Source organism: Ruegeria sp. BH8, assembly GCF_056538065.1.
Genome location: NZ_JBQFSP010000005.1, coordinates 31,359 through 58,187, shown reverse-complemented (window position 1 = coordinate 58,187; position 26,829 = coordinate 31,359). Strand labels below are relative to the sequence as shown.

Genomic DNA, 26,829 nt, shown 5'->3' with positions numbered 1-26,829 from the left:
CCATGGGCTGGAAGGTCGTGACTAACGATACCGTTGCCCGGTCTCTGGATCAAAAAACATCACACGATCTGGCTGTATGGCGATGCCGATCCGATCCCCGGTTCTGCTTCGTTGGTCGTCCCGTTCCTCAATGATCAGCTTATCACCATTTGGCGTCCGTAGATATGAATAGGAAACGCCGCCCAAGGCTTCGGTCAGGTCCACGGTGCAAGTATCGGCCGAACGGTCAATCTGAATATGTTCGGGCCGCATGCCCAATATCACCTTGGTCCGACCGGAGGGGATAGTCGCAGAAACGGGCAACGGCTTGCCTAGCGCGGGATGGGAGACATGGCCATCCCCATAGTCACATTCCAGAAAGTTCATTGCAGGCGAACCGATGAAGCCTGCGACAAACCGGTTGTCGGGATCACGGTACAAATCCATCGGAGCCCCAACCTGTTCAATGCGACCATCCCGCAGCACGACGATCTTGTCGGCCATGGTCATGGCTTCGACCTGATCATGGGTCACGTAAATCATTGTCGCGCCGATTTCCTGATGAAGACGCGCGATCTCAACACGCATTTCCACGCGCAACTCGGCGTCCAGATTGGACAAGGGTTCGTCAAACAGGAAAACGTCTGGGCCGCGAACGATGGCACGGCCAATCGCAACCCGCTGCCGTTGACCACCCGACAGAGCCTTGGGTTTGCGTTTGAGGTACTGGTCAAGCTTCAGAATGTTCGAGGCTTCCTGCACTTTTCTGGTGATCTCGGCCTTTGGGACACCGTTCATGCGCAGCCCAAAGCCCATATTTTCCGCCACGGTCATATGCGGATAAAGCGCATAGGTCTGGAACACCATCGCCACACCACGTTTGGCCGGGTCCATGTGGGTTACGTCCCGAACCCCAATGTGAATCTCGCCTTCCGACGTTTCTTCCAAACCCGCGATCATCCGAAGCAATGTGGATTTGCCACATCCCGAAGGGCCAACGAAAACACAGAACTCACCATCTTCGATCTGCAAGTCGATGCCGTGAATGACTTGCGTCTGGCCGTACCGCTTGATTGCCTGATTCAGGGTTACACCTGTCATGTCGCTTGCTTCCTGTCATTGCCGAGGTCTGGTCGCGTTTCAGGGAAACGCCATGCCTGTGCCTCGGTGCTGATTTGTTCAGCCACCCGCCGCACACGAGGCACCCATGCCTCGAGTTGTTCAAAATCCATTCGTTGGGTCGAGCCGGTTACCGAGATTGCGCCCAGGACCCGACCGTTTGTTGTCAGAATGGGGCAAGCAACGCAGATAATTCCGGGTTCATGTTCTTCGTCATCAACGGCAAAACCCTTGCTGCGAATTCGATCAAGATCCGTGCGCAGGTCATTGTCGGACGTCAGAGTCTTGTCGGTAAAGCGGTGAAAACTCTGCTGCGAAATTGCCCGGTTAAGGTCACTTTCATTCAGAAAGGCAAGCATCGCCTTGCCAACACCCGTGCAATATGCCGGGCCTACCTTACCCGCCTGGGAATACATCTCGATCGGTTGCGCCGCGTTGCGTTTGTCTACGTAAAGAACCTGACCTGCATCAAGCTGCGCCAAATGCACGGTCTCTCCGGTTTCCTGGCTTAGAATATCGAGAAACGGACGTGCAATAGGGGCCAGTGAGCTTTGGGTCCAGGCTGCATGCGCAAGTCGTACCAAACGCATACCCGGCGCGTAGGTTTGGCGCTCGGGGTCGTAACATAGCATTCCCTGATTGGTTAACGATTGCAAAAACCGATACAATGTTGCTTTCGGAAAATCGCTGCCGTCCAGCAATTCCGAAAATCGCACAGGGCGCTGAAATGCGGCGACCTGATCCAGCACGTCACATGCTTTGCCAATAGTTCCGTCACCTGACACGGGCGTCTGTTCTCCTCAGCTTGCCCATCGCAGTTCGCACGAGGGTCTTGACAAGACTAACCGAGTCGATGTGTAGTTTTCAATATATAAAACATAGTTTCACTATTTGGAACTTATGTGGAAGCAACAGGGAGGAAACCATGTATTCCACTTTCAAGCGCACAACCGCTGCGCTGGCACTTGGCGTTGCTATTGCAGCACCGGCGGCTGCCGACCTGACCGGAGAACTTCGGATTTTTCTGGACACGTCGAACCCGGCCCCGCGCGCAACGATGGAAGCGATGATCGAGCGGTTCGCAGCGCAGCACCCCGGCCTGGAAATTGAAACCACGGTTATCGACCGCGAGGCGTATAAGACCCAGATCCGCAACTTTCTGACGGCCGACACACCCGACGTGGCCACTTGGTACGCCGCCAACCGTATGAAACCATATGTCGAGGCCGGTCTGTTCGAAGACGTCTCGGATCTTTGGGCGGAACCTGAAATCGCCGAAAACCTGGCATCAACCAAAGGCGCGATGACCATCGACGGCAAACAATGGGGCGTGCCCTATACCTACTACCAGTGGGGCGTTTACTACCGCAAAGACATCTTTGATGAGCTGGGCCTGAGCGAACCGACCACTTGGGAAGAAGAGCTGGCAAATTGCCAGAAGATCGTCGATTCAGGTCGCGCTTGCTATACCATCGGGACCAAGTTCCTTTGGACCGCTGGCGGTTGGTTCGACTATCTGAACATGCGCACCAACGGGTTTGATTTCCACAACCAACTGGCCAATGGTGAAATCAGCTGGGAAGATGACCGGGTCAAACAGACCTTTGCCAACTGGAAGCAGCTGATCGATATGGGGGCCTTCATTGAAAACCATCAGACCTATAGCTGGCAGGAGGCTTTGCCGTTCATGGTCAATGGAGAAGCCGCCGCGTATCTGATGGGCAACTTCGCAGTCGCGCCCTTGCGTGAAGCAGGGCTGACCGATGATCAGCTGGATTTCTACCAATTCGTGTCAATCAACCCTGATGTCGAACTGGCTGAAGACGCGCCGACCGATACATTCCATATCCCGGCGAATGCCTCGAACAAAGAAGCAGCGCGTGAATTCCTGCGCTTTGTTGTCTCGTCGGATGAACAGACCGAGATCAACAACGGATCGAACCTCGGTCAGTTGCCGGTGAACGCGCAATCTTCGGTGGATGATGACAAGTTCCTGCAGCAGGGCTTTTCGATGCTCTCGACCAACAGCCCCGGCGGAGTGGCTCAGTTCTGGGACCGCGACGCACCGGCTGAAATGGCCAAAGTGTCAATGGAAGGTTTCCAGGAATTCATGGTTAAACCAGACAATGTTGACCGTATTCTGGCCAAGCTGGAACGCGCGCGAGAGCGTATCTACGACAACTGATCAGGCTTGGGCCGGGCTGAAGCCCGGCCCATTTGACCCGCTTTGTAGGGCGGGCTTCAGCCCGCCTTCACCTCAAGAAAATCCGGGACACCCATGACCACTGCCGCCGACGCCCCAGAACAGGAAAGCTGGTTCCACAGAAACCAACAGCGCATCGCGCCGTGGCTATTTCTGGCTCCGGGCCTGCTGTTCTTTATGGTCTACGTGATCATTCCGGTCTTCCAATCCTTCAACCTGTCACTTTACGAGTGGGATGGGTTGGGTGCCGCCGAATATGTAGGCATGCGCAACTATGAAGATTTGTATTGGGAATGGGTTGACCGGGACGCATTCTATATCTCGCTCAAAAACAATCTGATCTGGTTGATCCTATACCTTCTGGCCATTCCGGCGGGCCTGTTCATTGCCTTGTTTCTGAACCAGACAGTCTGGGGTATCCGCCTTTACAAATCGCTGTTTTTCTTTCCATTTGTCATTTCTCAGGTTGTCGTTGGCCTCGTATTCACGTGGTTTTACGACCCGACTTTTGGTCTTCTGAATGAGCTTCTTGGCTTATTTGGAATAGGCCCCTTGAATGTGTTGGGCGACGAACGTTTGGTCACCTACGGCATCATCGTCGCGGGCCTTTGGCCGCAAACCGCCTATTGCATGATCCTCTACCTCACCGGTCTGAATGCCGTCGACCCCGAACAGATCGAAGCCGGGCGCCTGGACGGTGCCAAAGGCTTGAGAATGCTGTGGCACATCATTCTGCCGCAGTTGCGCCCGGCGACTTTCATTGCATTCGTCGTGACAATCATCGGAGCGCTGCGCAGTTTCGACCTGATCTCAATCATGACACAGGGCGGGCCGTTCGGATCCTCCCGCGTGCTGGCCTATTACATGTTCGAAGTCGCCCTATCTGAATATGGCTTCCGCATGGGGTATGGCGCGGCAATCGCTGTGGTGCTTTTCCTGATTATGCTCTGCTTCATCGCCTATTTCCTCTGGTCGATGTATCGCGAAGAAAGAGGGCACTGAGATGTTTCCCAAACCCATCGAAAAACAACCTCGCGCCGCGCAGATCACCTATCAGGCGATGCTGCCACTTGCATTGTTGCTGTGGCTGGGGCCCCTGCTGGCGGTGGCTCTGTTTTCGGTCAAACCAGCGGCGGATTTCACCAACGCCAACTATTGGGGCTTGCCATCCAGTTTTGAAGGTGCAGTCAATTACGGGCTGGTGTTCTTCAACTCGGACATGCCGCGATATTTGCTGAACTCTTTCATGATCACCATTCCTACGGTAATCGGTGCCGTTGCTCTCAGTTCCATGACCGGCTTTGCACTAGGCATCTACAAATTCAAATCGAACCTATGGATTTTCTTTATGTTCGTAGCCGGCAATTTCGTGCCATTCCAGATCCTGATGGTGCCTGTGCGCGACCTGACACTGGATTTAGGCCTCTACAACACAAAAACCGGCCTCGTCTTGTTCCACATCGCCTTCCAGACCGGCTTTTGCACATTGTTCATGCGCAACTTTATCCGGGCCCTGCCCTTTGAATTAATCGAGGCCGCGCGGGTCGAGGGTATCAGCGAATGGCGCATCTTCTGGTACGTGGTGCTGCCGTTGATGAAACCCGCAATAGCCGCACTCAGCGTGCTGATCTTTACCTTCATCTGGAACGATTACTTCTGGGCGGTCGTCCTGACACAGGGCGCGGAAAGCCAACCTGTGACGGCAGGCATCACCAGTTTCAACGCCCAGTTCCGCGCCGCCTACCAATTAATGAGCGCGGGCTCGATCGTAGCAGCGCTGCCGCCGGTTGCCATGTTCTTCCTGATGCAAAAGCACTTTATCGCGGGCCTGACCCTCGGAGCTGTAAAATGACAAAGATAACTTTTATCGGAGCAGGTTCCACGATCTTTATGCAGAACATCGTGGGGGATGTTCTGTTAACGCCTGCTCTGGCGGACAGTCATTTTGCGCTGATGGATATCGACCCCGTACGCTTGACGGAAAGCGAATCTGTAGCCCGCGCCATGGTCCGTTCCGTCGGGTCAAACGCGACAGTATCCACACATGCGGATCGTCGCGCGGCACTTGATGGCGCCGATTTCGTTATCACTGCCTTTCAGATTGGCGGGTACCAGCCTTGTACCGTCACTGATTTTGAGATCCCCAAACAATACGGGCTGCGCCAGACCATCGCGGATACGCTGGGCGTAGGCGGCATCATGCGGGGGTTACGCACTGTGCCGGTCTTGTGGGACGTGGCGCATGACATGATGCAGCTATGCCCGGATGCGACATTGCTACAGTACGTCAATCCGATGGCCATCAACACCTGGGCACTGGCCGAGCAATACCCATCCTTGAAGCAGGTCGGTCTGTGCCACTCGGTTCAGAACACGGTGGCGGAACTGGCACATGATCTGGACCTGTCAAAAGACGACATTCGCTACAAGGTCGCGGGCGTCAATCACGTCGCCTTCTTCCTGCGGCTTGAGCATCAGGGCCATGATTTATACCCCGCCCTTCGGCAAGGTTATGTCAGCGGCAGGATCCCCAAGGCACCGCTGCTGATGCCGCGCTGCCCCAACAAGGTGCGCTACGAAGTGATGGATCACCTTGGCTTTTTCTGCACCGAAAGTTCTGAGCATTTGGCAGAATACGTGCCATGGTTCATCAAAGACGGGCGGGCGGACCTGATCGAGAAATTCTCAATCCCACTCGATGAATACCCGACCCGCTGTATGGAACAGATGAACAACTGGAAAGAGCAGGCCAAAACCCTGACTGACGAGCGCGACATAGCGGTCACTCGCAGCCATGAGTTTGCGGCAGACATAATGAACGCAATCATCTCTGACACCGCCTACGTGGCCTATGGCAATCTGCCAAACACCGGCCAGATACCTCAGCTGCCTATGGGGGCTGCTGTCGAAACACCGTGTCTGGTTGATGCAAATGGCATTCAGCCTTCTGTCATCACAGACGTCCCAGCGCAGCTGATCGCCCTTATGCGTACCCAGATCAACGTTCAGGAACTCACAGTCAGGGCATTGGTCGACCAGAACCCCGAGCATATCTATCATGCAGCCATGATGGACCCGCACACCGCCGCCGAACTGGACCTGCGCCAAATTCGAAATCTGGTGAACGACCTTCTGTCTGCCCATGCCGACTGGCTGCCAGATTGGTGCCGCCCATCTCGCGCCGCTTGAATTTCACCTTTTTACAAATACTCAAATCCACCCAGACCTAAAAAAAGCATCACAGAACAATGTCAAAACGCCGCTCACAGCATTGGTACGGGAAACTCGACAAGGATGGGTTCATCCATCGATCCTGGATGAAAAATCAGGGTTTTCCTGATCACGCCTTCGATGGGCGGCCAATCATCGGAATCTGCAACACATGGTCGGAGCTGACCCCTTGCAATTCCGGCCTGCGTGATCTGGCCGAAGGGGTAAAGCGCGGTGTGTGGGAGGCCGGGGGCTTTCCCGTCGAATTCCCGGTCATGTCGCTGGGCGAGACCCAGATGAAACCCACAGCCATGCTGTTTCGCAATCTGCTGGCCATGGATGTCGAAGAGTCGATCCGCGCATATGGCATTGACGGTGTGGTTCTGCTGGGCGGGTGCGACAAGACCACGCCGGGCCAATTGATGGGCGCGGCCTCGGTCGATCTGCCGTCGATCGTTGTCAGCTCCGGCCCTATGCTGAATGGAAAATATCGCGGTCAGGATATTGGCTCAGGAACCGATGTGTGGAAGTTCTCCGAGGCCGTGCGTGCCGGAGAGATGACCCTTCAGGATTTTATGAACGCGGAATCCGGGATGTCCCGCAGTGCCGGGGTTTGCATGACCATGGGGACAGCCAGCACCATGGCGTCTCTGGTCGAAGCGATGGGCATGAGCCTGCCCACCAATGCCGCCCTGCCCGCCGTTGACGCCCGCCGCATGGCCCTAGCCCATTTGACCGGCAAGCGGATTGTCGAAATGGTCGACGAAGACCTGAAACCATCGGACATTTTGACCAGGGAAGCCTTCGAGAATGCAATCCTCGCCAATGCAGCCGTTGGGGGATCGACCAATGCCGTTGTGCATCTACTGGCACTCGCAGGTCGCGTGGGCGTTGACCTGACGCTCAAGGACTTTGAAATCGGATCAGAGATTCCCCTTCTGGTGAACTGCATGCCCTCGGGCACATACCTGATGGAAGATTTCTGTTACGCTGGCGGTGTTCCGGCTGTGTTGAGCGAACTCAAACCTTTCCTGCGCCCGGCCAGAACGGTTCTCAACAAGGACATCTCGGCCCATTTCGAAGGTGCCGAATGTTTCAACCGCGACGTCATCCGCCCCTTCAACGATCCGGTGAAGCCCGCTGCTGGCCTTCGCGTTTTGCGTGGCAATCTTGCGCCCAACGGAGCCATCGTCAAACCTTCTGCCGCAACAGATGCCCTTCTTGAAACCGAGGGAGAGGCGTTCGTTTTCGAAAACATCGAAGACCTGAAAGCCAATATCGACCGGGATGATCTGCCGGTTACTCCCAAAAGCATTCTGGTGCTCAAGGGATGTGGACCCAAGGGTTATCCCGGGATGCCCGAGGTAGGAAACATGCCGATTCCGGCCAGATTGGTGAAGGAAGGCGTTCGCGACATGATCCGTATCTCGGATGCCCGTATGTCCGGCACCGCCTATGGCACCGTCATCCTGCATGTCAGCCCTGAGGCACAGGCGGGTGGCACGCTGGCGCTGGTGAAAACCGGCGACCGCATCCGCGTATCTGCCAGCGCCGGCAAGCTTGAACTGTTGGTGGACGAAAAAGAATTGGACGCGCGCCGAGCTCAATGGAAACCAGACAAGCCGCATTATTCCCGCGGGTATGCCAAACTTTACGTCGATCATGTGCTGCAGGCCGATCAAGGTGCCGATCTGGATTTCCTTGTCGGCAAAGACACCCGCCTTGTGACCAGAGAGAGCCACTGATGACCCAACCAGCAACATTTCATGACTTGAACGGGTCATCCGTCTATATCACCGGCGGAGGCTCGGGCGTGGGCGCAGCATTGACGGATGGGTTTCTGGCTCAGGGGGCCAATGTGGCTTTTATCGGCAGATCGGACGCCAGCGGTTTTGTCGAAGAGATGCGCGACAAACACGGCCGCGCACCTCTGTTCATGCAGGGTGACATGACCGACACCCAGCTTCTTCACACGACAATGGCCAAAGCCGCCAAAGCCCACGGCCCCCTGAACGTTTTGGTTAACAACGCGGCCAATGACCAACGCCATACACTTGAGGAAACCACGACCGAGTTCTGGGACTGGATGATCGAGGTAAACCTGAAAGCCTATTATTTCGCCTGTCAGGAAGCGGCCCGGCAAATGAAAGAAGGCGGCGTTATCATCAACTTCAGCTCGATCAGCTACATGATGGGCAATGCAGGCTATCCGATCTATACGACGTCAAATGCGGGCATTACAGGGATGAGTCGGTCTTTGGCCCGCGAACTGGGACCAAAAAACATACGTGTGAATGCGCTGGCTCCCGGTTGGGTCTTGACGCAAAAACAACTGGATATGTGGGCGACGCCCGAAGATTTGGCCGCGCATTTGGATCGACAATGCCTGAAAGAACATTTGACGCCCGAAGACATGGTTGCACCGACATTGTTCCTGGCATCCAACGCCAGCCGGGCGATGACCGGTCAGTGTATGGCGGTTGATGGCGGCGTCGTGGTTTCAGGGTGACACAATGAATACTGAATGGATCGCCGCCGATTGGGGCACATCTCACCTGCGGGTCTGGGCCATGCAGGGGGCCACGGTGCTGGACTGCGCGCAGTCCGACAAAGGTATGGCACGTATCGAAGCCGACAGTTTCCAGCCCGCTCTGTTGGACCTTGTTGAAAACTGGCTGAAGGATGGCCCCATCGATGTGATCGCCTGCGGTATGGTCGGTGCACGCCAAGGCTGGGTCGAAGCACCTTATTCTACCGTTCCGTCGCAGCCCTTGCCGCAAGTACCGGTCCGTGTTCCCAGCACAGACCCGCGCATCCGGGCCTTCGTCATACCCGGATTAAAGCAATTGACCCCACCGGATGTGATGCGGGGCGAAGAAACACAAATCGCGGGATTTTTGGGAACTCGCCAGAACTGGGATGGTGTCCTCTGCCTTCCAGGAACCCATACGAAATGGGTTCAGGTCAGCGCAGGTGAAATCGTGAGCTTTCGGACGCTCATGACTGGAGAGCTTTTTGATTTGTTAAGTGCGCAATCTGTTCTGCGGCATTCTATAGGTGAAGGATGGGATGAAGATGCCTTTGCAGATGCTGTGGCGGATACATTGTCCAAACCCGAACAGTTGGCTGCGCGCCTGTTCGGCTTGCGGGCTGCAGACCTGCTGCACGATCAGGACAAAGACATCGCGCGCGCACGGCTGTCCGGACTGCTTATCGGTGCTGAATTGGCCGCCACTCGTCCATATTGGCTGGGCCAACAACTGGCTATCATCGGCGCAGATGCCGTATCGCGGGTCTATGCGGCAGCGCTGAGACAACAGGGCGCTTTTGTTGAGACTGCAAACGCCACCGAAACAACCCTGGCCGGGTTGGCGCTGGCGCGCAACATGACAAGGCAAATCGCATGAGCCGCCCCATCATCGCCATTCTGCGTGGTCTGCAACCACAGGAAGCCGAGGCGGTTGGCAGAGTTATCATCGATGCAGGGATCGACCGGATCGAAGTTCCACTCAATTCGCCTGATCCGCTCGACAGCATTTCCATTCTGGCCGAAGCTTTCGAAGATCGCGCCCTGATTGGCGCTGGTACTGTACTAACGGTTGATCAGGTGGACGCAGTTCGGAATGCCGGCGGCAAGCTGATCGTGTCACCCAATTATGATACTGATGTGATCAAACGGTCTGTGGCGTTGGGGATGCAAAGCTGGCCGGGCGTTTACACGCCGACCGAAGCGTTTGCCGCTCTCAAAGCAGGGGCCACAGGATTAAAGCTGTTTCCTGGCGTCATGGCAGGCCCCGCAGGGTTGGCTGCACTCCGACCCGTATTACCCAAGGAAACACGCGTCTTTGCCGTCGGCGGTGCCGGGCCCGAAAATTTCGACCAATGGATCAAAGCCGGTGCCGATGGATTCGGGATTGGATCAGCGCTGTACAAACCCGGCATGGACACAGTCGAAGTCGCAGAACGCGCGGGGCAAATCGTGGCAGCCTTTGACAAGGCGGCAGGATGAGTACGGTCTTTGACGACCGCCCATGCGCGTTGGGCGAAGGTCCGCTATGGCACCCCGCTCGGCAACAGCTTTTCTGGTTCGACATTCTCAACAAACGCATGATGACGCGCGAAGGCGAACATCAGATAAGCTGGGATTTCGATGAACATGTGTCTGCCGCAGGCTGGGTGGATCGTGACACATTGCTTTTGGCGTCAGAAACGGGTCTTTGGCAGTTTGACTTGAAGTCAGGGCATCGAGCGCTGGTCACGCCGCTTGAGGCAGACAACCTAATCACCCGCTCGAATGACGGTCGCGCTGATCCTTGGGGCGGTTTCTGGATCGGCACGATGGGCAAACAGGCTGAATCCGGGGCCGGATCAATCTATCGGTTCTGGAAAGGTACACTCAGATGTCTCGTGCCGGGTGTGACGATTTCTAATGCAATCTGTTTTGCACCGGATCGATCCGTGGCCTATTTCTGTGACACGACGGTCAGGCAGGTCAGGCGCTGGAGCTTGAATGCAGAAAGCGGATGGCCCGAAGGGAAAAGCACGGTATTTCTGGACCTTCGCAAAGAAGGCCTGAACCCGGACGGTGCGGTGGTTGATGCCGACGGCAACATCTGGATCGCGCAATGGGGGATTGGACGTGTCGCGGCCTACACGCCCGAAGGTCAATTCCTGAAGGCCATTTCCTTCGACGCGTCACATACGTCCTGCCCGGCCTTTGGTGGCGACGGCTTGGGCACGCTGTTCTGCACCTCGGCACGGCAGGGGTTGAGCAACGCGGATATTGAATCCCAACCCACCAACGGCATGACCTTTGCAATGCCAAACGCGGGGCGAGGGCAGGCAGAACACAGGATCATATTATGAAGCCGGAACTTGGTGTGTGTTACTACCCTGAACACTGGCCCGAGGCGATGTGGGCGGAAGATGCCGCGCGCATGGTGGACACCGGCATCTCGTGGGTACGCATAGGAGAGTTCGCCTGGAGCCGGCTGGAGCCCCACCCCGGAACCCTGCAATTCGAATGGCTGGACCATGCGGTTGAAACACTTGGCGAGGCGGGATTGAAAGTCGTGCTTGGCACACCAACAGCAACGCCACCGCGTTGGATGCTGGACAAACATCCGGACATGCTGGCCGTGGATGCACATGGAAACGTGCGCAAATTCGGGTCACGGCGACATTATTGCTTTAGCCACCAGGGTTATGTCGATGAATGTGTCCGTATCGCAAGGGTCCTGGGGAAGCGCTATGGTCACAACCCGTATGTGGCGGCATGGCAGATCGATAATGAGTATGGGTGTCACGACACAACCGTCAGCTATAGCACCCCGGCTCTGAACGCATTCAGGCGCTGGCTGGCTGTTCAATACAGTTCCATAGAACAGCTGAACAAGGCCTGGGGAAACGTGTTCTGGTCGATGGAGTACCGTAGCTTCGATGAGGTTGATTTACCCAATCAAACTGTAACCGAGCCTAACCCCGCTCATGTACTGGCGTTCCGTCGGTTCAGTTCAGATCAGGTTGTGGCATTCAACAAAGCTCAGGTCGATGTATTGCGACCTTTGACCGATGCGCCGCTGTTGCACAACTACATGGGCCGTATTCTGGATTTCGACCATTTCGAGGTTGGCGCAGATATGGATATTGCGACTTGGGACAGTTATCCGATCGGATTTCTATCGGACCGATTGGAAGATGACGAAGCCCACAAGACCGCCTTTCTTCAGCAAGGCGATCCGGACATGCAGGCGTTTCACCATGATCTTTACCGGGCAGTAGGCCGTGGCCGATGGTGGGTGATGGAACAACAACCCGGTCCGGTGAATTGGGCGCCCTATAACCCGGCACCCCTGCCCGGAATGGTACGGTTGTGGTCGCTTGAGGCTGTCGCCCACGGTGCTGAGGTTGTGAGCTACTTTCGATGGCGCCAAGCCCCCTTTGCACAGGAACAGATGCACGCGGGTTTGCTAACACCGGACAATCGCCCTGCCCCTGCCTTGCACGAGGCCCGTCAGACAGCGGATGAGCTATCCACATTGGGCGAGGTGCATCAGGCGCAATCCAAAGTTGCCATATTGTTTGATTACCCCTCGGACTGGGCCTGGACATCGCTACCGCAAGGAGCAGGCTTTGATTATTTCCGGTTGGTCTTCTCATCTTATCGTGCATTGCGCCGTGCGGGGTTGTCGATTGATTTCGTTTCGTCCAATGACCTGTCCGCGCATTATGCACTGATCCTTGCCCCCGGACTGGCAACGATTGACCCGGATTTGGAGCGTAGGTTAACGGACAACTCGGATCTGGCAATCCTCGGCCCGCGCAGCGGCGCAATTACTCGTGATTTCCAGATCCCCGTCGTCGGTCGACCTGGCCTGAAAGGGTTGGATTGCAACGTGGATTTGGTCGAAACACTGCCCCCCGCAAACAACCGGACTGTCCGAGGTGGCGGCGCGGTACAACATTGGATTGATCGCCTTTCAGGATCAGCCGAAGAAATTCTGAGTTTTGACGACGGAGTGCCTGCGCTTATGGCAGGGGACGGGCTCTGGTATCTTGCAGGCTTCCCAAACGAAATATTATGGGATCGCGTCATCGGCCTGGCTGCGGAAGAAACGGGATTAAGCCTGAAGCCAATGCCGCCAGGACTGCGACTGCGTGAGACAGCCGATCACGTGTTCCTGATCAACTATAACGCTGAACCGGTGGTCTGGAACGGGTCGACCATCGGCGGTTGTGATGTAAAAATCCTGAAGCGCAATCTGCCCGGACAGATTTGAATCCTGTCCGGGCAGTTGCGTTGGTTGCCGCTTAGCACAGCATTAGTCGCTTTTCAGGCTGTTGGGGTCAAACACCCCTCCGAAACCACTGTTGTTGGATGGCTCACTCTCGGATTCAGAAGTACCTTCGTTGCTTTCATTCTCGCTACCATCCAGCGAGTTCGGAGCGAAGACATTACCAAAACCGCTGTTATTTGACGGCTTTGGCGCGGTTTGGGCATCACCCTGCCCGGCTTTTTCCGCCTCCTGCTGTTTGCGGCGTTCCTCACGCTGCTTGCGCAGCTCCTGAATGCGTTGTTCCGCTTCCAGCTGCTTTTGCTCGCGAACATCGGCAATGCATTGCGCCGGACTGTAGGTCGCCGCTGTGCCAATAACGGTGATCGTTACAACCGCAAATGCGACCAACAACACGGCGGCCATGTTACCGGCAAAGAAACTTGGCAGCTTGATCTTGCCAGCCAGTTCCTCGACCGTTGCGTTCTTACGCGCCGCTGCCACCAGTTCCTGACGTTTAAGCTTGGCTTCGTTCAACAGAGCGAAGAAAACCGTCAGCGCAACGATAATGAATGCCAGCGCCGAGATCGCGGGTGTGATGCCGTAGCGGACCTTCTGAGCCAGCTCAATCGTCAGCGTCGGGTATTCACCAAAGGTGAAAGTGGTGGTGTTGTAGTTCTCGAACGAGGCCAAGAATGCCAGCACCGCTGCCGAGGCGATTGCAGGGCGCATGAAGGGCAGCAGGATCTTGCGGAAAGCCTGTGCATGGCTGGCCCCAAGGTCCAGTGCCGCCTCGGTCAAGGCAACATCGTACCGTTGCAACCGCGCCACTAGCACCAGCATGCAGTAACTGGCGATGAAGGTGGATTGGCCGATCACCGTCAGGAAAATACCGTTCGACAGAAAGCTGTCTGCACCCAGCCCCAGCATCCGGTTGATCCGGTCCCAGAAGACCAGCGTCGAGATACCAAGTACCACACCGGGGATCAGGATCGGTGCGATGATGACAGTATAGTAGGTCGCGCGAAGCTTCGGCCAGATCTGGGTCAGCATCAGCGCGCCTGCCAAACCCATCGCCACGGACAGGATCACTGTGCCGATTCCGATGATCAGCGAGTTCTTGATACCGTTCAGGATGCGCTGATCCTGAAACAGTTCGCCAAACCACTGGAATGTCAGACATTCCCATGGGCTCATTCGGGGGAAGCCGGACGAGTTGAACGCGGTGATCGACATGATCACAAGCGGGCCCAGCAGATACAGGAAGAAGATCGCCAGATAGACCCAGATGCTTATACGGAGGAAGGAATTGTTCATTTCCCGATATCCCCCATGTTCACTTTGAACAGGCGCATCATGGCCAGCACGAACAGAATACAAGTGACCAGCAGAACGATCGCGTAGGCGGCGCCCTGTGGCCAGTCGTTGTTGTCATTGAACTGCTGATAGATCAGTTGGGTGAACCACAGACTGGACGGCCCGCCCAGAATTTGCGGCGCAGCCAACGCACCGGCGGACAACATGAAGACCATGGTACAGCCCGAGCTGATCCCCGGCTTGGCATAAGGAATGACCACACGCCAATGTATCCGCCACCACGGCGCCCCAAGGTCGCGTGCTGCTTCGATCTGGTTTTTGTCCAGACTTTCAATCACGTTATACATCGGGAAAATCATCAGCAGAATGTAGGCGTATCCCAGACCCGCATAGAGCGCGATGTCATTGCGAATGAAGTCGAACGGCGTATCCCAGATGCCCAGTCCCGTGAACAACGTGTTCAACACACCTGTTTCCCCAAAGATGATGCGCAGCGCAAAGGCGCGCAGGATTTCGTTGATCCAGTAAGGGATGATCAGCATGATCGCAAAGATACGAATATGGCTACCTTCAGCCTGACCCAGGTAATAGGCAATCGGATAGCAGATGATCAGGTTGAAAACCGTCACAAAAACCGCAGCCACAAGAGTTCGGAAAAACACCCTCAGATCAACGGTGTTGTAGTCCTGACTGCCGCCTTCGGGGCCATAAATCAGATATTTGTAGTTCTCCAGCGTATATACGTCTTTGGGTCCGCCGATCTCTGGCGGCGGCAGGTTCGGACGGAACGAGAAGTCCAACATCGACAGCTGCGGAAGGATGATCAGGCCGATGGTCCAGAACAGAACCAGACCCAGGATCGCCACTCCCATGCCGGTGCCGTTGCGATTGAAGAAGTCTTTCAGAAACTGGGGCATGAGTATTTCCCCTTATTCTGCAGCCAGTTCACCCGCAGGAACGATGACGGCATTATGCGTCTTGTATTCCAACGTGATGTTCTGTCCGGTGTGGTCCTCGAAGGATTGTCCATGGTTCGGGATCGACACCTTGATCTCTTTTCCGCCTTCACCTTCGGTAAAGATATTGAAGACGTTGCCTTCGAATTCTTCGTGGTTGACCCGCGCGGTAACAAAATGGTCTCCCGAAGCCCCCTCGGGCGCAATGGCGAAAGCTTCGGGGCGAATGAACATCATCGCACTATCGCCTTCTTTCATCTTGCCTTGGTTGGCGGTCGATATCCGTGCAACCAGGTCGCCCGAACGGTTGGTCGAGATCAGCGCCTCGTTGCCCATGACCTGTTTGATCTTGCCACGGAAAACGTTGTTTTCGCCGACAAATGAGGCCGCGAAAGCCGTGTTGGGATCGTTGTAGATGGTTTTACCGTCGGCAATCTGGTCAATCACACCTGCACGCATGACGGCGATATTGTCTGACATGGTCAGTGCCTCGCCCTGGTCGTGTGTGATGTAGATAAAGGTAATGCCCACCCGCTGCTGTATCTCACGCAGTTCCGTTCGCATGTGCTGGCGCAGTTTGAGGTCAAGTGCCGACAAAGGTTCATCAAGAAGCAGAACATCCGGCTCGGCGCAAAGGGCGCGAGCGATGGCCACTCGCTGACGCTGACCCCCAGACAATTCGCTGGGAAGTTTGTCGCCTTGCCCCGGCAGCGCGATCATGTCCAAAAGCTCATCAGCGCGCTTGCGCCGTTCGGCGCTGCTGGCACCTTTGATTTCCATCGAGAACGTGATGTTCTCCCAGACCTTCATCAAGGGAAACAACGCCAGGTTCTGAAAGATCAGAGCAGTGGGGCGTTTGTTAGGTCCGATGCCCCGCATGTTCTTGCCGCCGATCAGGACATTGCCTTCGCTAGGCTCGAGAAAGCCGGAAACAGCCCTTAAGATCGTTGTTTTTCCGCAACCCGAGGGCCCGAGGAACGAAAAGAAATCGCCCCCGTTTATATTGACGTTTGCATCGCGCACGGCGACGAAGTCACCGAAGCGGATCCACAGGTTTTCCAGATCGACTCCGACCCCTGCACTCATTTTTGGTATCTCCCTGAGGTGCGTGCTGTCACCACACCACATAGCTTTCCGTTACGCCGGAGCGGCGCACAGATTGTTGCCCCCCGCAGAACGCGAGGGGCATGGTTTCAGATCGCTTATGCGCTCTTGAACTTGTTGACGAACTCGGTCCGCGTTTCAGCATACCACGGTGCTTCGGCCGGCCACGGGTTGAGGTTGGCCAGCGAGTCGCCCGGATAGGCCTCGGCAAAGTTCTTCTTGTAAGTGTCGCCAGAATACTGGTCAGCCCCCAGAACAGGAGAGTTGTACCCGTGGCTGTCGATGGCAACACCGGCAGGTTTGGCCTGATAGGCGAAGTCGATGAAGGCATAGATCTGGTCGATATTCGCCGCGCCGGATGGAATCGACATCCCGTCAACCCATGCCATCGCCCCTTCGATAGGCGCCTGATAGTGCACCGGTTCACCAGCCGATTTCAGTGCCAGTGGTGGGCCGTCCCAGGTTTGACCGACAACAACACCTTCGTTCAGAAGGCCGTTCTTCTGCGTGTCGGCGTCGTTCCAGATCAGCTTGATGCGATCCTTACGTGCAATGCACCAGTCGGTGATCTGACCCCAGACCTTGCGCATGGTTTCTTCATCGCCATATGCGGCCCAGACCGAACCCGGTTCCATCTCGCCGGAACGCTCCATGTAGAGACCAGCGCCAAGCATCATCGAATGCGCGCGGCCCATGGTCTTGCCTGCGTTTTCTTCCGACCAGACGTCGCCATAGGATGGTGCGTCCCCAGCTGGCAGCCACAAGTCGGTGCGGTATGCAATACCTTCGGTGCCCCAGATATGCGGCAACCAGTGGACCCCGGCGCCGCCAAAGTTCCAAGCATCCGTACCGATTTTGGCCATGGCAGGGTTCACCAAGTCGACCGGAACCTTGTTCATGTCAAAGGGCTGCAACAGCTCCAGAGGCTCCCACTGCAACGAGCGGTTGTTGGTCGGTGAGACGATGTCAAAGCCCTGACCTTTGGTTGCCTTCATCTTGTTGATGATTTCTTCGTTTGAGCCGATCCCGGTGTAGTTCACCTTGATGCCAGTAAGGGTCTCAAACTCTTCGATAAAGCTGGGCGGCAGGTAATCCGACCACATCAGGATATTGATTTCACCGGACGACGCCAGTGCGCTCTTGCTGTAAAGAGGCGCGGCAAGTGCTGCGGCACCTGCTCCTTTCAAAACAGTGCGTCTGGAAAGTGATGACTTGGTAACCATTAGTGTTCTCCCGTTGTTGGACTCGATTTTTTTTGTTTTCTATTCATAGGACTTTCTGCGCCCATCCGTCAGTCCAAAAGTGACAGTTTTCGAAATTCTTATGTCCAGTTTCACGATTTGACACGTCTAAGCTGAATTATGAGGCGGCGCATTCTCCCGCCAAACGGTAACGTTCCTTGGATTGACCGGATCTGAACCAAGTAGAATTTGACGTTCACGACCAACAGGCAAAGGCTTTGAAACGTCACTGAAGTTGAACGCGTAGTAGGTCGAGCCGCGTTGGGTTATGCGCATATCGGGGTCGCAAGGCGTTGCATTTATCCCAGCCCAATTCAGTACCTCACCGACAATCGCCTGCAAAAGCTCATTTCGCGGAACCATTGCCAGATAGGTCGTGCGATCAGAACGGATGACCGCCGGGCTGGCATCACAATAAGCGCTCTTGAAGCGGGCCAATACGTGCTCTTTGGTCTCGATGATTTCACGCCAGCCGGTGAATTCAAATTGCTGCCCATCGTGAAGAACCACAGCCTCCTGCGCAAGTGAAGGGAGTGATTCGACGCGCGTGACACGGATACCTGTTAACTTTGCCAGTTCGCCCGGAGCCAGATTGGAAGGAGTGTTCAACCCGGATGTCTTGCTGCCGGAACGGGCACCTATCAGTATCTTGGCTCCCGAAGCGTCAAGCTTGTCTGCAAGGTCAGCCGTCACGATCATGCTTTGCGGTAATACGATGAGGGCATAGCCGCTCAGTTCATCTTCAGGGCCAACAAAATCAAGATCGACCCCAAAACCACGAATAGCAGTGTGCCACTCGCGAAAAATCTGGACATTGGGGAAATCCCTGTCATGCGGCAGGATATCCGCCGCCCAGATCGAGGTATAATCCAGCAGCATTGCAACCCGCGCTTTTGCCCGCCTCTCGGGTGGCAAAATGGCGCGATCCTTTACGATCTCAGCCAATTCAATAGCAGCCTGATCCAGGCTGCCATCTGACCGCAATATCGCTGTATGGTATTGTTCTTGAGCAGATTTTGCCTGTCGCCAGCGAAAGAACATCACGGCTTGCGCGCCATGTGCATAGGCCGCCCAGGTCCAAAGCCGAACCATCCCCTCTGCCGGAGAGGGGTTCTTATCGGCCCAATCTACCGGACCCGGCTGCTGTTCCAGAACCCACATCCGACCGCGCCCCTGACTGCGATACAAATCACAATGAAATCCCTGATAGTCCGGTGCGCCGGTGCGCAGATAACGGCGCTTTTCTTCATCCGAAAGGGAAGAGCCCAATAGGTTCCCCAGCGGGTAACTGTCGAACCCGACAATATCCAGATCAGCAGCCACGACGTGATGATCGAACTCGAAACTGCCTGCCATAAAGTTATGGGTGATATCCCGGCCCGGCGCATATTTGCGCAGAACATCCACCTGCGTTTTGTTGAACAGCCGAACCCGCTCTGAAGAATAGCGCGCGAAATCCAGCGCGTGGGCTGGATTGGGCATGGCGACCAGCCCGTTGGGCAGTTCGATCTGACCAAACCGTGAGTAAAGCGACCCCCAGAAAACGGTTCCCCACGCGTCGTTCAATACGTCGATTGCACCATATCGTTCCTCCAACCAGTTCTGAAAACCAGTCCGCGCGGCATCGGAATAGCTGAGAACTGTATCGTGGTCGTTATACTCATTGTCGATCTGCCACGCTTGTACATACGAATTCTGACCATATCTGCGAGCGTATTCGGTTGCGATCCTTTGCGCCTCGGTCAGATAAACCTCACTGGAAAAACAATAATGCCTGCGCGAACCGAACCCTCTGACCCGACCATCCGGCCCTACAGGCAGGATTTCGGGGTACTCATCGATCAACCATTTTGGGGGGGCGGCTGTTGGGGTGGACATCATGACCCGCAGACCGGCTTGCCCCAAAATCTCAATCACCTCATCCAGCCAGCCCCAGTGGAACTGACCGCGCGCGGGTTCGATCAGGCCCCAGGTGAATTCAGCAATCCGCACCCAATCCAACCCCATATCTGCCATTCGGGCGGCATCGTCTCGCCATTGCAAAGGGTCCCACTGTTCGGGGTAGTAACAAACCCCAAGTTCCAGCGCGCTCATCGTGTGTCCTTTGCCGTGCGTCGTTCGATCCACTTCAGGAAACTGGCGCAGCCGAGTGTGAGAACGACATACAGGATTGCTGCCGTGTTGAAGGGGGCAAAGGGCAAAAAGCTAGCCGCCTGAAATTCGCGCATCCTCTGGGTCATGTCGCGGACGGACAGGATAGACAGCAATGACGTGTCCTTGATCATCGCGATGAACTCGTTGCCAAGCGGTGGAGTTACAATCCGAAGGGCTTGCGGCAGAACAATAAGCCGCGCCGTATGCCATCGCGACAAACCCAGAGAGCTGCCCGCTTCCAATTGGCCTTTCGGTATCGCCTCGATCCCGGACCGGAAAATTTCGGCCATATAGGCGGAGTAACCAACCGAGATCGCGATGATCCCCCGTGTCATATTGGTCATATCGATACCGCCGCCGGTAACATCCTTGACTGCGCCCGCCAGCGGCAAACCGATATAAAGAATGATTACCAGCATCGGAATGCCGCGTATCGTATCCACGAAAAATTCGGCCCCGACCGCCAGCGGGTGCAGTTTATGCTGAGCCCCGCCGATGGTCAGTGTCAGCAACAAAAACCCGAGCACGGCAAATGCCAGGGCCGGATTGCGGTACTTATCGGGTAGAAATCTTGTTTGCCACAGGACCGGATAACCTTGCGTATGCGCCTCCGCCGGGACAAAAGCGCCCGAGACGCTGTCGACCGTTTCGATCTGTTCAAGCGCGGCAGTGGCATCGGTTGCGCTGCGGATCCGATACTGCTGACCATCGGCCCCCTCGAACTCGCCAAACCGGATGACGTCAGCCTGCGCCTGCGGCGTGCCGCGCACAACCGCGATACGCCCCTCTGTGCTGCCCACCAGAACAAAGCTGACCTGCGGCTGCATAAAGAAAAATGCCGAGGCTGCCAGCAATGCCAAACTGATCGAACCATAGACGACCGTCGTACGTGCCTTTGGTTTGAACGATTGCAGCCCGACCCAGACCAAACCAAGAATGGCCGCGAAGATATAGGCAAAAATGGCCGCGCGGAATGTAATGGCCACCCCGGTCGCGAACTGCCAATGAGCCATGAACATGAGATAAAACAGTACTGCGCCTGTGAGACTCTCCAACCCCAACAAGACGCGCCTGCGCCAGGGCGGCAGCAAACGTGCCGACAATAGGCAAAGTGCGACTACAGCTGCGTAAACCGCCAGGAAAACCTGTAACCCCGTCTGAACCCTGGCGATCACGTCCGGAAACAGTACCCAGGTCTGATTGGACCGATCGATGAGGGGCGAGGTGTTTTCGCTGAGCGCATGAAAGAAGACCGACTCCGCAAATGGCATCAGAAGTTGAGGAGAAACAAAGCTGATGACCAAAAGCGCCGCAGCAGCCGGTAACGCGGCAAGCGCGCAGAGCCGCAACCAGCCGGGGGAGTTTTGTGAAAACCGCACGTAGCGTGCGCAAAGATATCCAAGGATCGCAACGCTCGCAATCAGCAGAAATCCAACAAAGATGGCCCCCGCATCTGTGCCGATCCCCAGAATTGCGACCAGAGACCGCAAGTATTTTGAGGATGTGGCGAACAAGTAGATAATAAAGGGCGCTGCTGCGAGCAACACCAGGTTACTCGGGCGGATCGTGCTGAGGCGCGACATGGAACTTCTCCGCTATGACAAGGCCCGGCGGCACTGGCCGCCGGACCAAAAAAGGGCGCTAATGGATCAGTTGGTGCCCCAGTACTTGGCTGTCAGCTCGTCCAGCGTTCCATCCTCCTGAATGGCTTTCAGACCAGCGTTAATTGCATCCACTGTCGGATCGCCTTCCTGAAACACGATGCCTAACGGGTCGGATTGCAGGCCTGTGATACCAACAGTCAATTCGCCCGCAAATTCCTGTTCGTAGGCCGCCGCCGATGTGCCATCGATGATCACGCCCTGGACGTCTGCGTTCTGAAGCGCCAGAATGGCGGCCGAGAAGTTGTCGTAAAGGCTGACATTCTCGCGCCCGACAAGCTCTTCCGCCAATTGGGCGTTGGTCGTCGCGGTTTGCGCGGCCAGTTTCTGGCCACCGGCTTTGAAATCCTCAAGTGTCATGTCAGCATTATCGACCTGCAACAGAATGGCCTGGCTGACAACGATGTAAGGCTCGGAAAAATCCATGGTTTCTTCGCGTTCCGGTGTGATCGACACGCCCGAGATAACCAGATCGAACTCGCCCTGCTGAAGAGCCGCAAAGATACCGTCCCAGGCGGTGTTTACGAAGTTGGGAACGCAATTGACCTTCTCACAGATCGCATTCATCACATCGACGTCAAAGCCCACGATCTCTCCGGTTGTTTCATCCACGGTTTCCATCGGTGGGTATGTCGCATCGGTTCCGATTTTCAGAACACGACCTTCCAGGTCGGCAGCAATAACCGCTGGAGCCATAAGTGTCGTGAGTGTGGCAGCGGCAAGTAGGTTTTTAATCATGTTCAGGTACTCCTTTGTTGGATCAGGTGGTCTGCGCCGCATCCGGCGCCGGGGTGTCAGGTTGTCGCTCGATCAATGTGGCCCTGATCTTTTTCTGAATCTCGGACGGATCGACCCCGTCCAAAGCTTTCAACATGTACTCACCCAGCAGACGGCTTGTTTCAGCAATCGGCAAGTAATAAGTGCTGGGTGGCGGTACAAAATACTGGCTGAGCTTCAAGTCGTCGTTCGAGATGACCACAACGTCCCTGCCAACCTGCACTCCGGCTTTGTCGGCAGCTGACAGCGCCCCAAGGGTTATGGCCTCATTGGCGCAGATGATTGCGCTCGGCGGTTTCGGCAACTGCATAAGCGTCGCAAATTTCTGCTGACCGGATTCCGCAGTGGTCGGGCCGGTGGAAACCAGTGTCGGATCGAACTCCACACCCCATTCTGACAGCGCATCAGCATAACCCCGGCGGCGTTGCTGTGCATAGATCAGGTCATCCGGCGGGTTTATCAAAGCGATGCGACGATGCCCCAGCGCAAGCAGCCGGGTCGTGGCATCATAGGCCGCTGCCTGACTGTCGAGATCCACATAAGGATGCGGTTGAGGGCTGTCGCTCATGCCGTATGTGACAAAAGGAAAGCCTTGCCCCTGCAGATACGCGACGCGTTCATCATGAACACGCGTGCCGGAAAAGATCACGCCATCAGCCTGCCCTTCCTGCACGATGGACTTCAACGTTTGCAGCGCGGCCTCGCCATCACATGCGCTGAATACGCTCAGCTGATAGCGTGATCCCATTAGTGCATTGGATATTCCGGCCAGAATTCGCGTAAACTCTACACCTTCCCACTCTTCCGCGGCATCGTTCGAAACACGGACCATAACCGCGATTCGATAGGATTTATTGGTGCGCAGCTTCAGGCCATCCAGATTTACCCGATATCCCAGATCCGATGCAACTTTCTGAATCTCTTCCCGGGTTTCCCGTTTTACCGATACGGAACCCCGCAAGGCATTCGAGACTGTGCCAACCGAATACCCGGTACTTCTGGCAATCGATTTAATCGTCGCCCGCGCCATCACCCAAACCCTGCCAGTTGTTCCGTCAAAAATGACCGACCCGTTTGCAGGGTGCGCACGTGATCATCGGTTTCGTCATGTTCGACAAACAGGTCCGTGCAGTTGGTCGAGGAAAGCGCGCGCAAGGTTGCGTTCCAGTTAACCACGCCTTCGCCCATATCGCGCCAGCGCGCGTCACCTGTTCCGCCTGCTGGGTCGATATCCTTTGCATGCACGGACAGGATTCGATTGGCGTTGCGGCGGATCGCGTCCGCCGGATCCAGGCCAGCCGCAACCAGCCAACCGATATCTGGCTGCCAAAAGACATCTCCGCCGGAAAGGATCAGGTCAAGAGGTGTGTCGCCAGCCTCACCGATAAGATCAAAATCATGATTGTGATACGCAAGGCTGATACCATGATCTGTCAGTTGGTTTGCCCATTTGGACAACTGGCCCGACACCGCCCTCCATCCCTCGGCAGCGTCGGGCCGCACCTGGGGCGCCAGCCAAGGCATGACAGCCACCCGGCATTCCATTAGGTTTAATACTTCGACGATATCCGTAAATCGCCCTTCAAACTCTTCCCAATCAAAATGTGCTGACCGAACAGTAAGGCCTGACCCGATAATAATGCCAGCCATCTGAGCGGGGGTCAGGCCATGCAAGCCGGTGGTTTCGACATCTGAATACCCGCAGGCCGCAACCAATTGCAGTTGATCTGCAAGATCACCGCATTGTCGCACTGTGTAGAGTTGGGCAGAAACTCGCATCCCTCACCATTGAAACGTTTCAATTAAGGTGGATTATGAATTATAACCATGTCAAGCGCCGTATAGATGCGATCCGTACGGCCAACCCTGAATAAAGCGCCGAGCCTTTGCCCAAAACCCAGATGGGGTGGGAAATCGAGCCATTTACCCTCAACCGATTTCTGATCCGAACAATGAAGGGCTATACGAGAGGGCCACCAATCTGTATCACCGAAACCGGTATGGCGAGCGCGGAACGTCTTCAGAACGATGATCGCATCGATTATCTCGACCGACACCTGACCGCCGTACGGGACGCTTTGGCACAAGATGTTCCGGTAAAGGGCTGTTTTGTCTGGTCACTACTGTGACATATGCGAATGGCCTTCGGACGTGGAAGAAGGTTTAGACTGGTGGACGTGAGTATTGAAACGCTTGAGAGAACACCAAAAGCGTCGTTCATGGCGCTCAAGTCTGCCCTTTCCGGGGGTCAGAACGTCTCTCAGCCGTTAGCGCAACCATCCGGTGCGGTGCATGAGCATTGGAATCTGGTTGCTGACATAGGGGGCACCAACACACGGCTGGGCGTGGTTACGAACGGAGAGCTGACAGACCTGCGCAAGCGCCCGACGGGGACACTGGAAGATCTGCTTGAAGCGTTTCACGCGCTTCGGGATGAAATCGGAACAAATCCGCAGGCAGTGGTGGCGGCGGGGGCGGGCCCTGTCCGAAACGGCACGATTCGGCTGACAAATGCCAATCTGGACCTGTCCGAGGCCGAATTGGCCAAGGCCACTGGTGCCAGTCATACGTTTGTAATTAATGATTTCACCGCTGCAGCGTGGTCGGTGGCAGAAGTAACCCAGAAAGATGTTGCCGTCTTGCAAGGTCACGCGACACCGCCAGCAGGCACGCGATTGGTGGTGGGCCCCGGCACAGGGCTTGGCGTGGGGGCGTTGCTGTTTTCCGAGGGCCACTATCACACAGTCTCTGGTGAAGGTGGGCATGTGGGTCTGTATCCGCGTCACCGCGACGAAGTTGACATCTTTGAAGCAGCCCGCAGCATTGCGCCCGAGTGTTTCTTTGGTGACAGCCTCGCGCTGGAAGCTGAAATGTTCCTGAGCGGTACGGGCTTGCCTATCCTCTATCAGGCGATCGGGCTGGCGGCAGGCCATATACAGACCCCAACGCGCTCGGCGAAAGACATTCTGCTTGATGCCCGCGACCGTTCTGACCCAATCGCGGTACAGGCCGCTCGGATGTTCAACACCCATCTGGGGGCTTTGATGGGCGACATGGCTGTCACACTGATGCCTGCAGGCGGAGTGTTTCTTGTTGGCGGTGTCGCAGAAAAGAACCGCTGGTTATTCGGTGATGAGTTCAGAGAGGCGTTCAACGGCGGTGGCCGTTTCAGCGAACTGCGCCGCTCATTGAACCTGTATGTGTCCGAGCAAGCAGAATTCGGCATCATCGGGGCGAACAATTTCTGCAAGAACGCTTTGATGCGATAGCAAGTCTTCCTGACAAAAAATTCTGAAAAGGACTACGAAATGATCCTGTGCTGTGGTGAAGCCCTGATCGACATGATTTCCGAGCCGACAGCGTCGGGCGCACAAGGATTTGTACCGCACACAGGTGGGGCGATATTGAACACGGCGGTCGCAGTCGGTCGTCTGGGTGTTTCCGTCGGAATGCTGACCGGCGTGTCGTCTGACATGTTTGGCCAACAAATTACAAAGGCGCTGAATTCAAGCCATGTTGACACGTCACATGTGATTGTCTCTGACCGCCCCACGACCCTTGCCTTTGTACAGCTTAAAGACGGTCACGCCACTTACAGCTTTGTTGATGAAAACACCGCCGGACGAATGCTGCAACCCGAGGACATGCCAGACCAGCTTACAGCCGTGTCCGCCTTATATCTTGGGGGTATCAGTCTGGCATGTGAACCCTGCGCGGATGCCTATGCCTCACTTCTGAATCGCCACGGAGCGGATCGCGCAGTGATGTTGGATCCGAATATCCGACCGGGCTTCATCAAGGATCAGACCCGGTATCGAACCCGTCTGAACCGCATGATTGCGCAGTCCGATATTGTGAAGGTTTCAGACGAAGATCTTGACTGGATCATCCCGGGAGCCGAACCCGAGGCCGCCAAAGCGTCTCTTTTGTTGCAGACCGGTCCGTCAGCCCTCATCGTGACCAGGGGTGGCGACGGGGCGAATGGGTACCTGGCCGACGGATCCAAGGTTTCGGTTCCTGTGAAACCTGTTCAGGTTGTCGACACAATCGGCGCGGGCGACACGTTTAACGCTGGTGTTCTGACTGAACTCAGCCGCGCAGGGCATTTGACAAAGCAGGGGCTGCGCAATCTGACCTCTGAAAGCTTGCGGGCGGCCATGGCGTTGGGCGCAACTGTTGCCGCCGTAACAGTATCACGCGCCGGGGCAGAACCGCCCTGGGCACATGAGATTTGATTGCCTGCAAAAACCCGAAAAAATGAACTGGTGACAATCGCTTCAAGGCCGAGGGCCGTGGCTGCGGAGATTGCGATCGTCTGGCAGGCTCACAAATCAC

The 26,829-nt window shown here is 55.8% G+C and carries 24 protein-coding genes; 13 read left to right on the top strand and 11 right to left on the bottom strand.

Going from position 1 to position 26,829, the window contains the following annotated elements; genetic code table 11:
- Window positions 1–21: 21 nt before the first annotated feature.
- Together ACR0AD_RS11340 and ACR0AD_RS11335 are read right to left on the bottom strand one after the other, a co-directional pair.
- Window positions 22–1,080, bottom strand: a complete 1,059-nt coding sequence (locus ACR0AD_RS11340) for an ABC transporter ATP-binding protein (RefSeq protein ID WP_480487401.1) — start codon at window positions 1,078–1,080, stop codon at window positions 22–24.
- Entirely contained in the window at window positions 1,077–1,883 is an 807-nt protein-coding gene (locus tag ACR0AD_RS11335) for an IclR family transcriptional regulator (protein WP_480483666.1), read from the bottom strand. Before ACR0AD_RS11335 ends, ACR0AD_RS11340 begins: the two co-directional genes overlap by 4 nt.
- 140 nt (window positions 1,884–2,023) lie before the next feature.
- On the opposite strand from ACR0AD_RS11335, the gene ACR0AD_RS11330 reads away from it, so the two are divergent.
- From ACR0AD_RS11330 to ACR0AD_RS11285, 10 genes are all read left to right on the top strand, one after another.
- Window positions 2,024–3,283 (top strand): ABC transporter substrate-binding protein, encoded by a 1,260-nt coding sequence (locus ACR0AD_RS11330; RefSeq protein WP_480487399.1) that lies wholly within the window; start codon window positions 2,024–2,026, stop codon window positions 3,281–3,283.
- A gap of 93 nt (window positions 3,284–3,376) precedes the next feature.
- Complete coding sequence (locus ACR0AD_RS11325) at window positions 3,377–4,303, top strand: carbohydrate ABC transporter permease (RefSeq protein WP_480483664.1); 927 nt, start codon at window positions 3,377–3,379, stop codon at window positions 4,301–4,303.
- A gap of 1 nt (window position 4,304) precedes the next feature.
- Complete coding sequence (locus tag ACR0AD_RS11320) at window positions 4,305–5,153, top strand: carbohydrate ABC transporter permease (protein ID WP_480483663.1); 849 nt, start codon at window positions 4,305–4,307, stop codon at window positions 5,151–5,153.
- Window positions 5,150–6,490: an alpha-galactosidase gene (gene melA / locus ACR0AD_RS11315; protein ID WP_480487397.1), complete on the top strand. Its 1,341-nt coding sequence runs from the start codon at window positions 5,150–5,152 to the stop codon at window positions 6,488–6,490. Before ACR0AD_RS11320 ends, melA begins: the two co-directional genes overlap by 4 nt.
- A 59-nt stretch (window positions 6,491–6,549) precedes the next feature.
- Complete coding sequence (locus ACR0AD_RS11310) at window positions 6,550–8,256, top strand: IlvD/Edd family dehydratase (RefSeq protein ID WP_480477104.1); 1,707 nt, start codon at window positions 6,550–6,552, stop codon at window positions 8,254–8,256.
- Complete coding sequence (locus ACR0AD_RS11305) at window positions 8,256–9,020, top strand: SDR family NAD(P)-dependent oxidoreductase (protein ID WP_480483660.1); 765 nt, start codon at window positions 8,256–8,258, stop codon at window positions 9,018–9,020. Before ACR0AD_RS11310 ends, ACR0AD_RS11305 begins: the two co-directional genes overlap by 1 nt.
- Before the next feature lie 4 nt (window positions 9,021–9,024).
- Window positions 9,025–9,918: a 2-dehydro-3-deoxygalactonokinase gene (locus ACR0AD_RS11300; protein ID WP_480483659.1), complete on the top strand. Its 894-nt coding sequence runs from the start codon at window positions 9,025–9,027 to the stop codon at window positions 9,916–9,918.
- On the top strand, window positions 9,915–10,520 hold the full coding sequence (locus ACR0AD_RS11295; RefSeq protein ID WP_480487396.1) for a 2-dehydro-3-deoxy-6-phosphogalactonate aldolase: 606 nt from the start codon (window positions 9,915–9,917) through the stop codon (window positions 10,518–10,520). The genes ACR0AD_RS11300 and ACR0AD_RS11295 overlap by 4 nt, the downstream gene beginning before the upstream one ends.
- Window positions 10,517–11,377 carry an SMP-30/gluconolactonase/LRE family protein gene (locus tag ACR0AD_RS11290; protein WP_480483657.1) on the top strand — a complete coding sequence of 287 codons (861 nt, stop codon included), beginning with the start codon at window positions 10,517–10,519 and terminating at the stop codon, window positions 11,375–11,377. Before ACR0AD_RS11295 ends, ACR0AD_RS11290 begins: the two co-directional genes overlap by 4 nt.
- A complete protein-coding gene (locus ACR0AD_RS11285) occupies window positions 11,374–13,290 on the top strand; it encodes a beta-galactosidase (protein ID WP_480487394.1) in 1,917 nt (638 codons plus the stop codon). The genes ACR0AD_RS11290 and ACR0AD_RS11285 overlap by 4 nt, the downstream gene beginning before the upstream one ends.
- A 42-nt stretch (window positions 13,291–13,332) precedes the next feature.
- Here ACR0AD_RS11285 and ACR0AD_RS11280 read toward each other — a convergent pair whose 3' ends face one another.
- The 9 genes from ACR0AD_RS11280 to ACR0AD_RS11240 all read right to left on the bottom strand — a co-directional run bounded on the left by ACR0AD_RS11280 (window position 13,333) and on the right by ACR0AD_RS11240 (window position 24,273).
- A complete protein-coding gene (locus ACR0AD_RS11280; protein ID WP_480483655.1) occupies window positions 13,333–14,601 on the bottom strand; it encodes an ABC transporter permease in 1,269 nt (422 codons plus the stop codon).
- Window positions 14,598–15,518 (bottom strand): ABC transporter permease, encoded by a 921-nt coding sequence (locus ACR0AD_RS11275; RefSeq protein ID WP_209597330.1) that lies wholly within the window; start codon window positions 15,516–15,518, stop codon window positions 14,598–14,600. Before ACR0AD_RS11275 ends, ACR0AD_RS11280 begins: the two co-directional genes overlap by 4 nt.
- A gap of 12 nt (window positions 15,519–15,530) precedes the next feature.
- Complete coding sequence (locus ACR0AD_RS11270) at window positions 15,531–16,643, bottom strand: ABC transporter ATP-binding protein (RefSeq protein ID WP_480487392.1); 1,113 nt, start codon at window positions 16,641–16,643, stop codon at window positions 15,531–15,533.
- Window positions 16,644–16,759: 116 nt separating this feature from the next.
- Window positions 16,760–17,884, bottom strand: a complete 1,125-nt coding sequence (locus ACR0AD_RS11265; RefSeq protein WP_209507630.1) for an extracellular solute-binding protein — start codon at window positions 17,882–17,884, stop codon at window positions 16,760–16,762.
- 126 nt (window positions 17,885–18,010) lie between these two features.
- Window positions 18,011–19,996, bottom strand: coding sequence for a beta-galactosidase (locus tag ACR0AD_RS11260; RefSeq protein ID WP_480487390.1), 1,986 nt, complete (start codon window positions 19,994–19,996; stop codon window positions 18,011–18,013).
- A complete protein-coding gene (locus ACR0AD_RS11255; RefSeq protein WP_480487388.1) occupies window positions 19,993–21,639 on the bottom strand; it encodes an amino acid ABC transporter permease in 1,647 nt (548 codons plus the stop codon). Before ACR0AD_RS11255 ends, ACR0AD_RS11260 begins: the two co-directional genes overlap by 4 nt.
- 66 nt (window positions 21,640–21,705) lie before the next feature.
- A complete protein-coding gene (locus ACR0AD_RS11250; protein ID WP_480487386.1) occupies window positions 21,706–22,455 on the bottom strand; it encodes a basic amino acid ABC transporter substrate-binding protein in 750 nt (249 codons plus the stop codon).
- Between the two features lie 22 nt (window positions 22,456–22,477).
- A complete protein-coding gene (locus tag ACR0AD_RS11245) occupies window positions 22,478–23,524 on the bottom strand; it encodes a LacI family DNA-binding transcriptional regulator (protein WP_480487384.1) in 1,047 nt (348 codons plus the stop codon).
- A complete protein-coding gene (locus tag ACR0AD_RS11240; RefSeq protein ID WP_480487382.1) occupies window positions 23,524–24,273 on the bottom strand; it encodes a sugar phosphate isomerase/epimerase family protein in 750 nt (249 codons plus the stop codon). The genes ACR0AD_RS11245 and ACR0AD_RS11240 overlap by 1 nt, the downstream gene beginning before the upstream one ends.
- A gap of 107 nt (window positions 24,274–24,380) precedes the next feature.
- Here ACR0AD_RS11240 and ACR0AD_RS11235 point away from each other — a divergent pair, with 107 nt between their 5' ends.
- The 3 genes from ACR0AD_RS11235 to ACR0AD_RS11225 are packed head-to-tail and all read left to right on the top strand — an operon-like array spanning window position 24,381 to window position 26,729.
- Window positions 24,381–24,623, top strand: coding sequence for a family 1 glycosylhydrolase (locus tag ACR0AD_RS11235; RefSeq protein ID WP_480487380.1), 243 nt, complete (start codon window positions 24,381–24,383; stop codon window positions 24,621–24,623).
- A gap of 42 nt (window positions 24,624–24,665) precedes the next feature.
- Window positions 24,666–25,763: a glucokinase gene (locus ACR0AD_RS11230; RefSeq protein ID WP_480487378.1), complete on the top strand. Its 1,098-nt coding sequence runs from the start codon at window positions 24,666–24,668 to the stop codon at window positions 25,761–25,763.
- Window positions 25,764–25,802: 39 nt separating this feature from the next.
- Window positions 25,803–26,729 carry a carbohydrate kinase family protein gene (locus tag ACR0AD_RS11225; RefSeq protein WP_480487376.1) on the top strand — a complete coding sequence of 309 codons (927 nt, stop codon included), beginning with the start codon at window positions 25,803–25,805 and terminating at the stop codon, window positions 26,727–26,729.
- The last annotated feature ends 100 nt before the right edge of the window (window positions 26,730–26,829 follow it).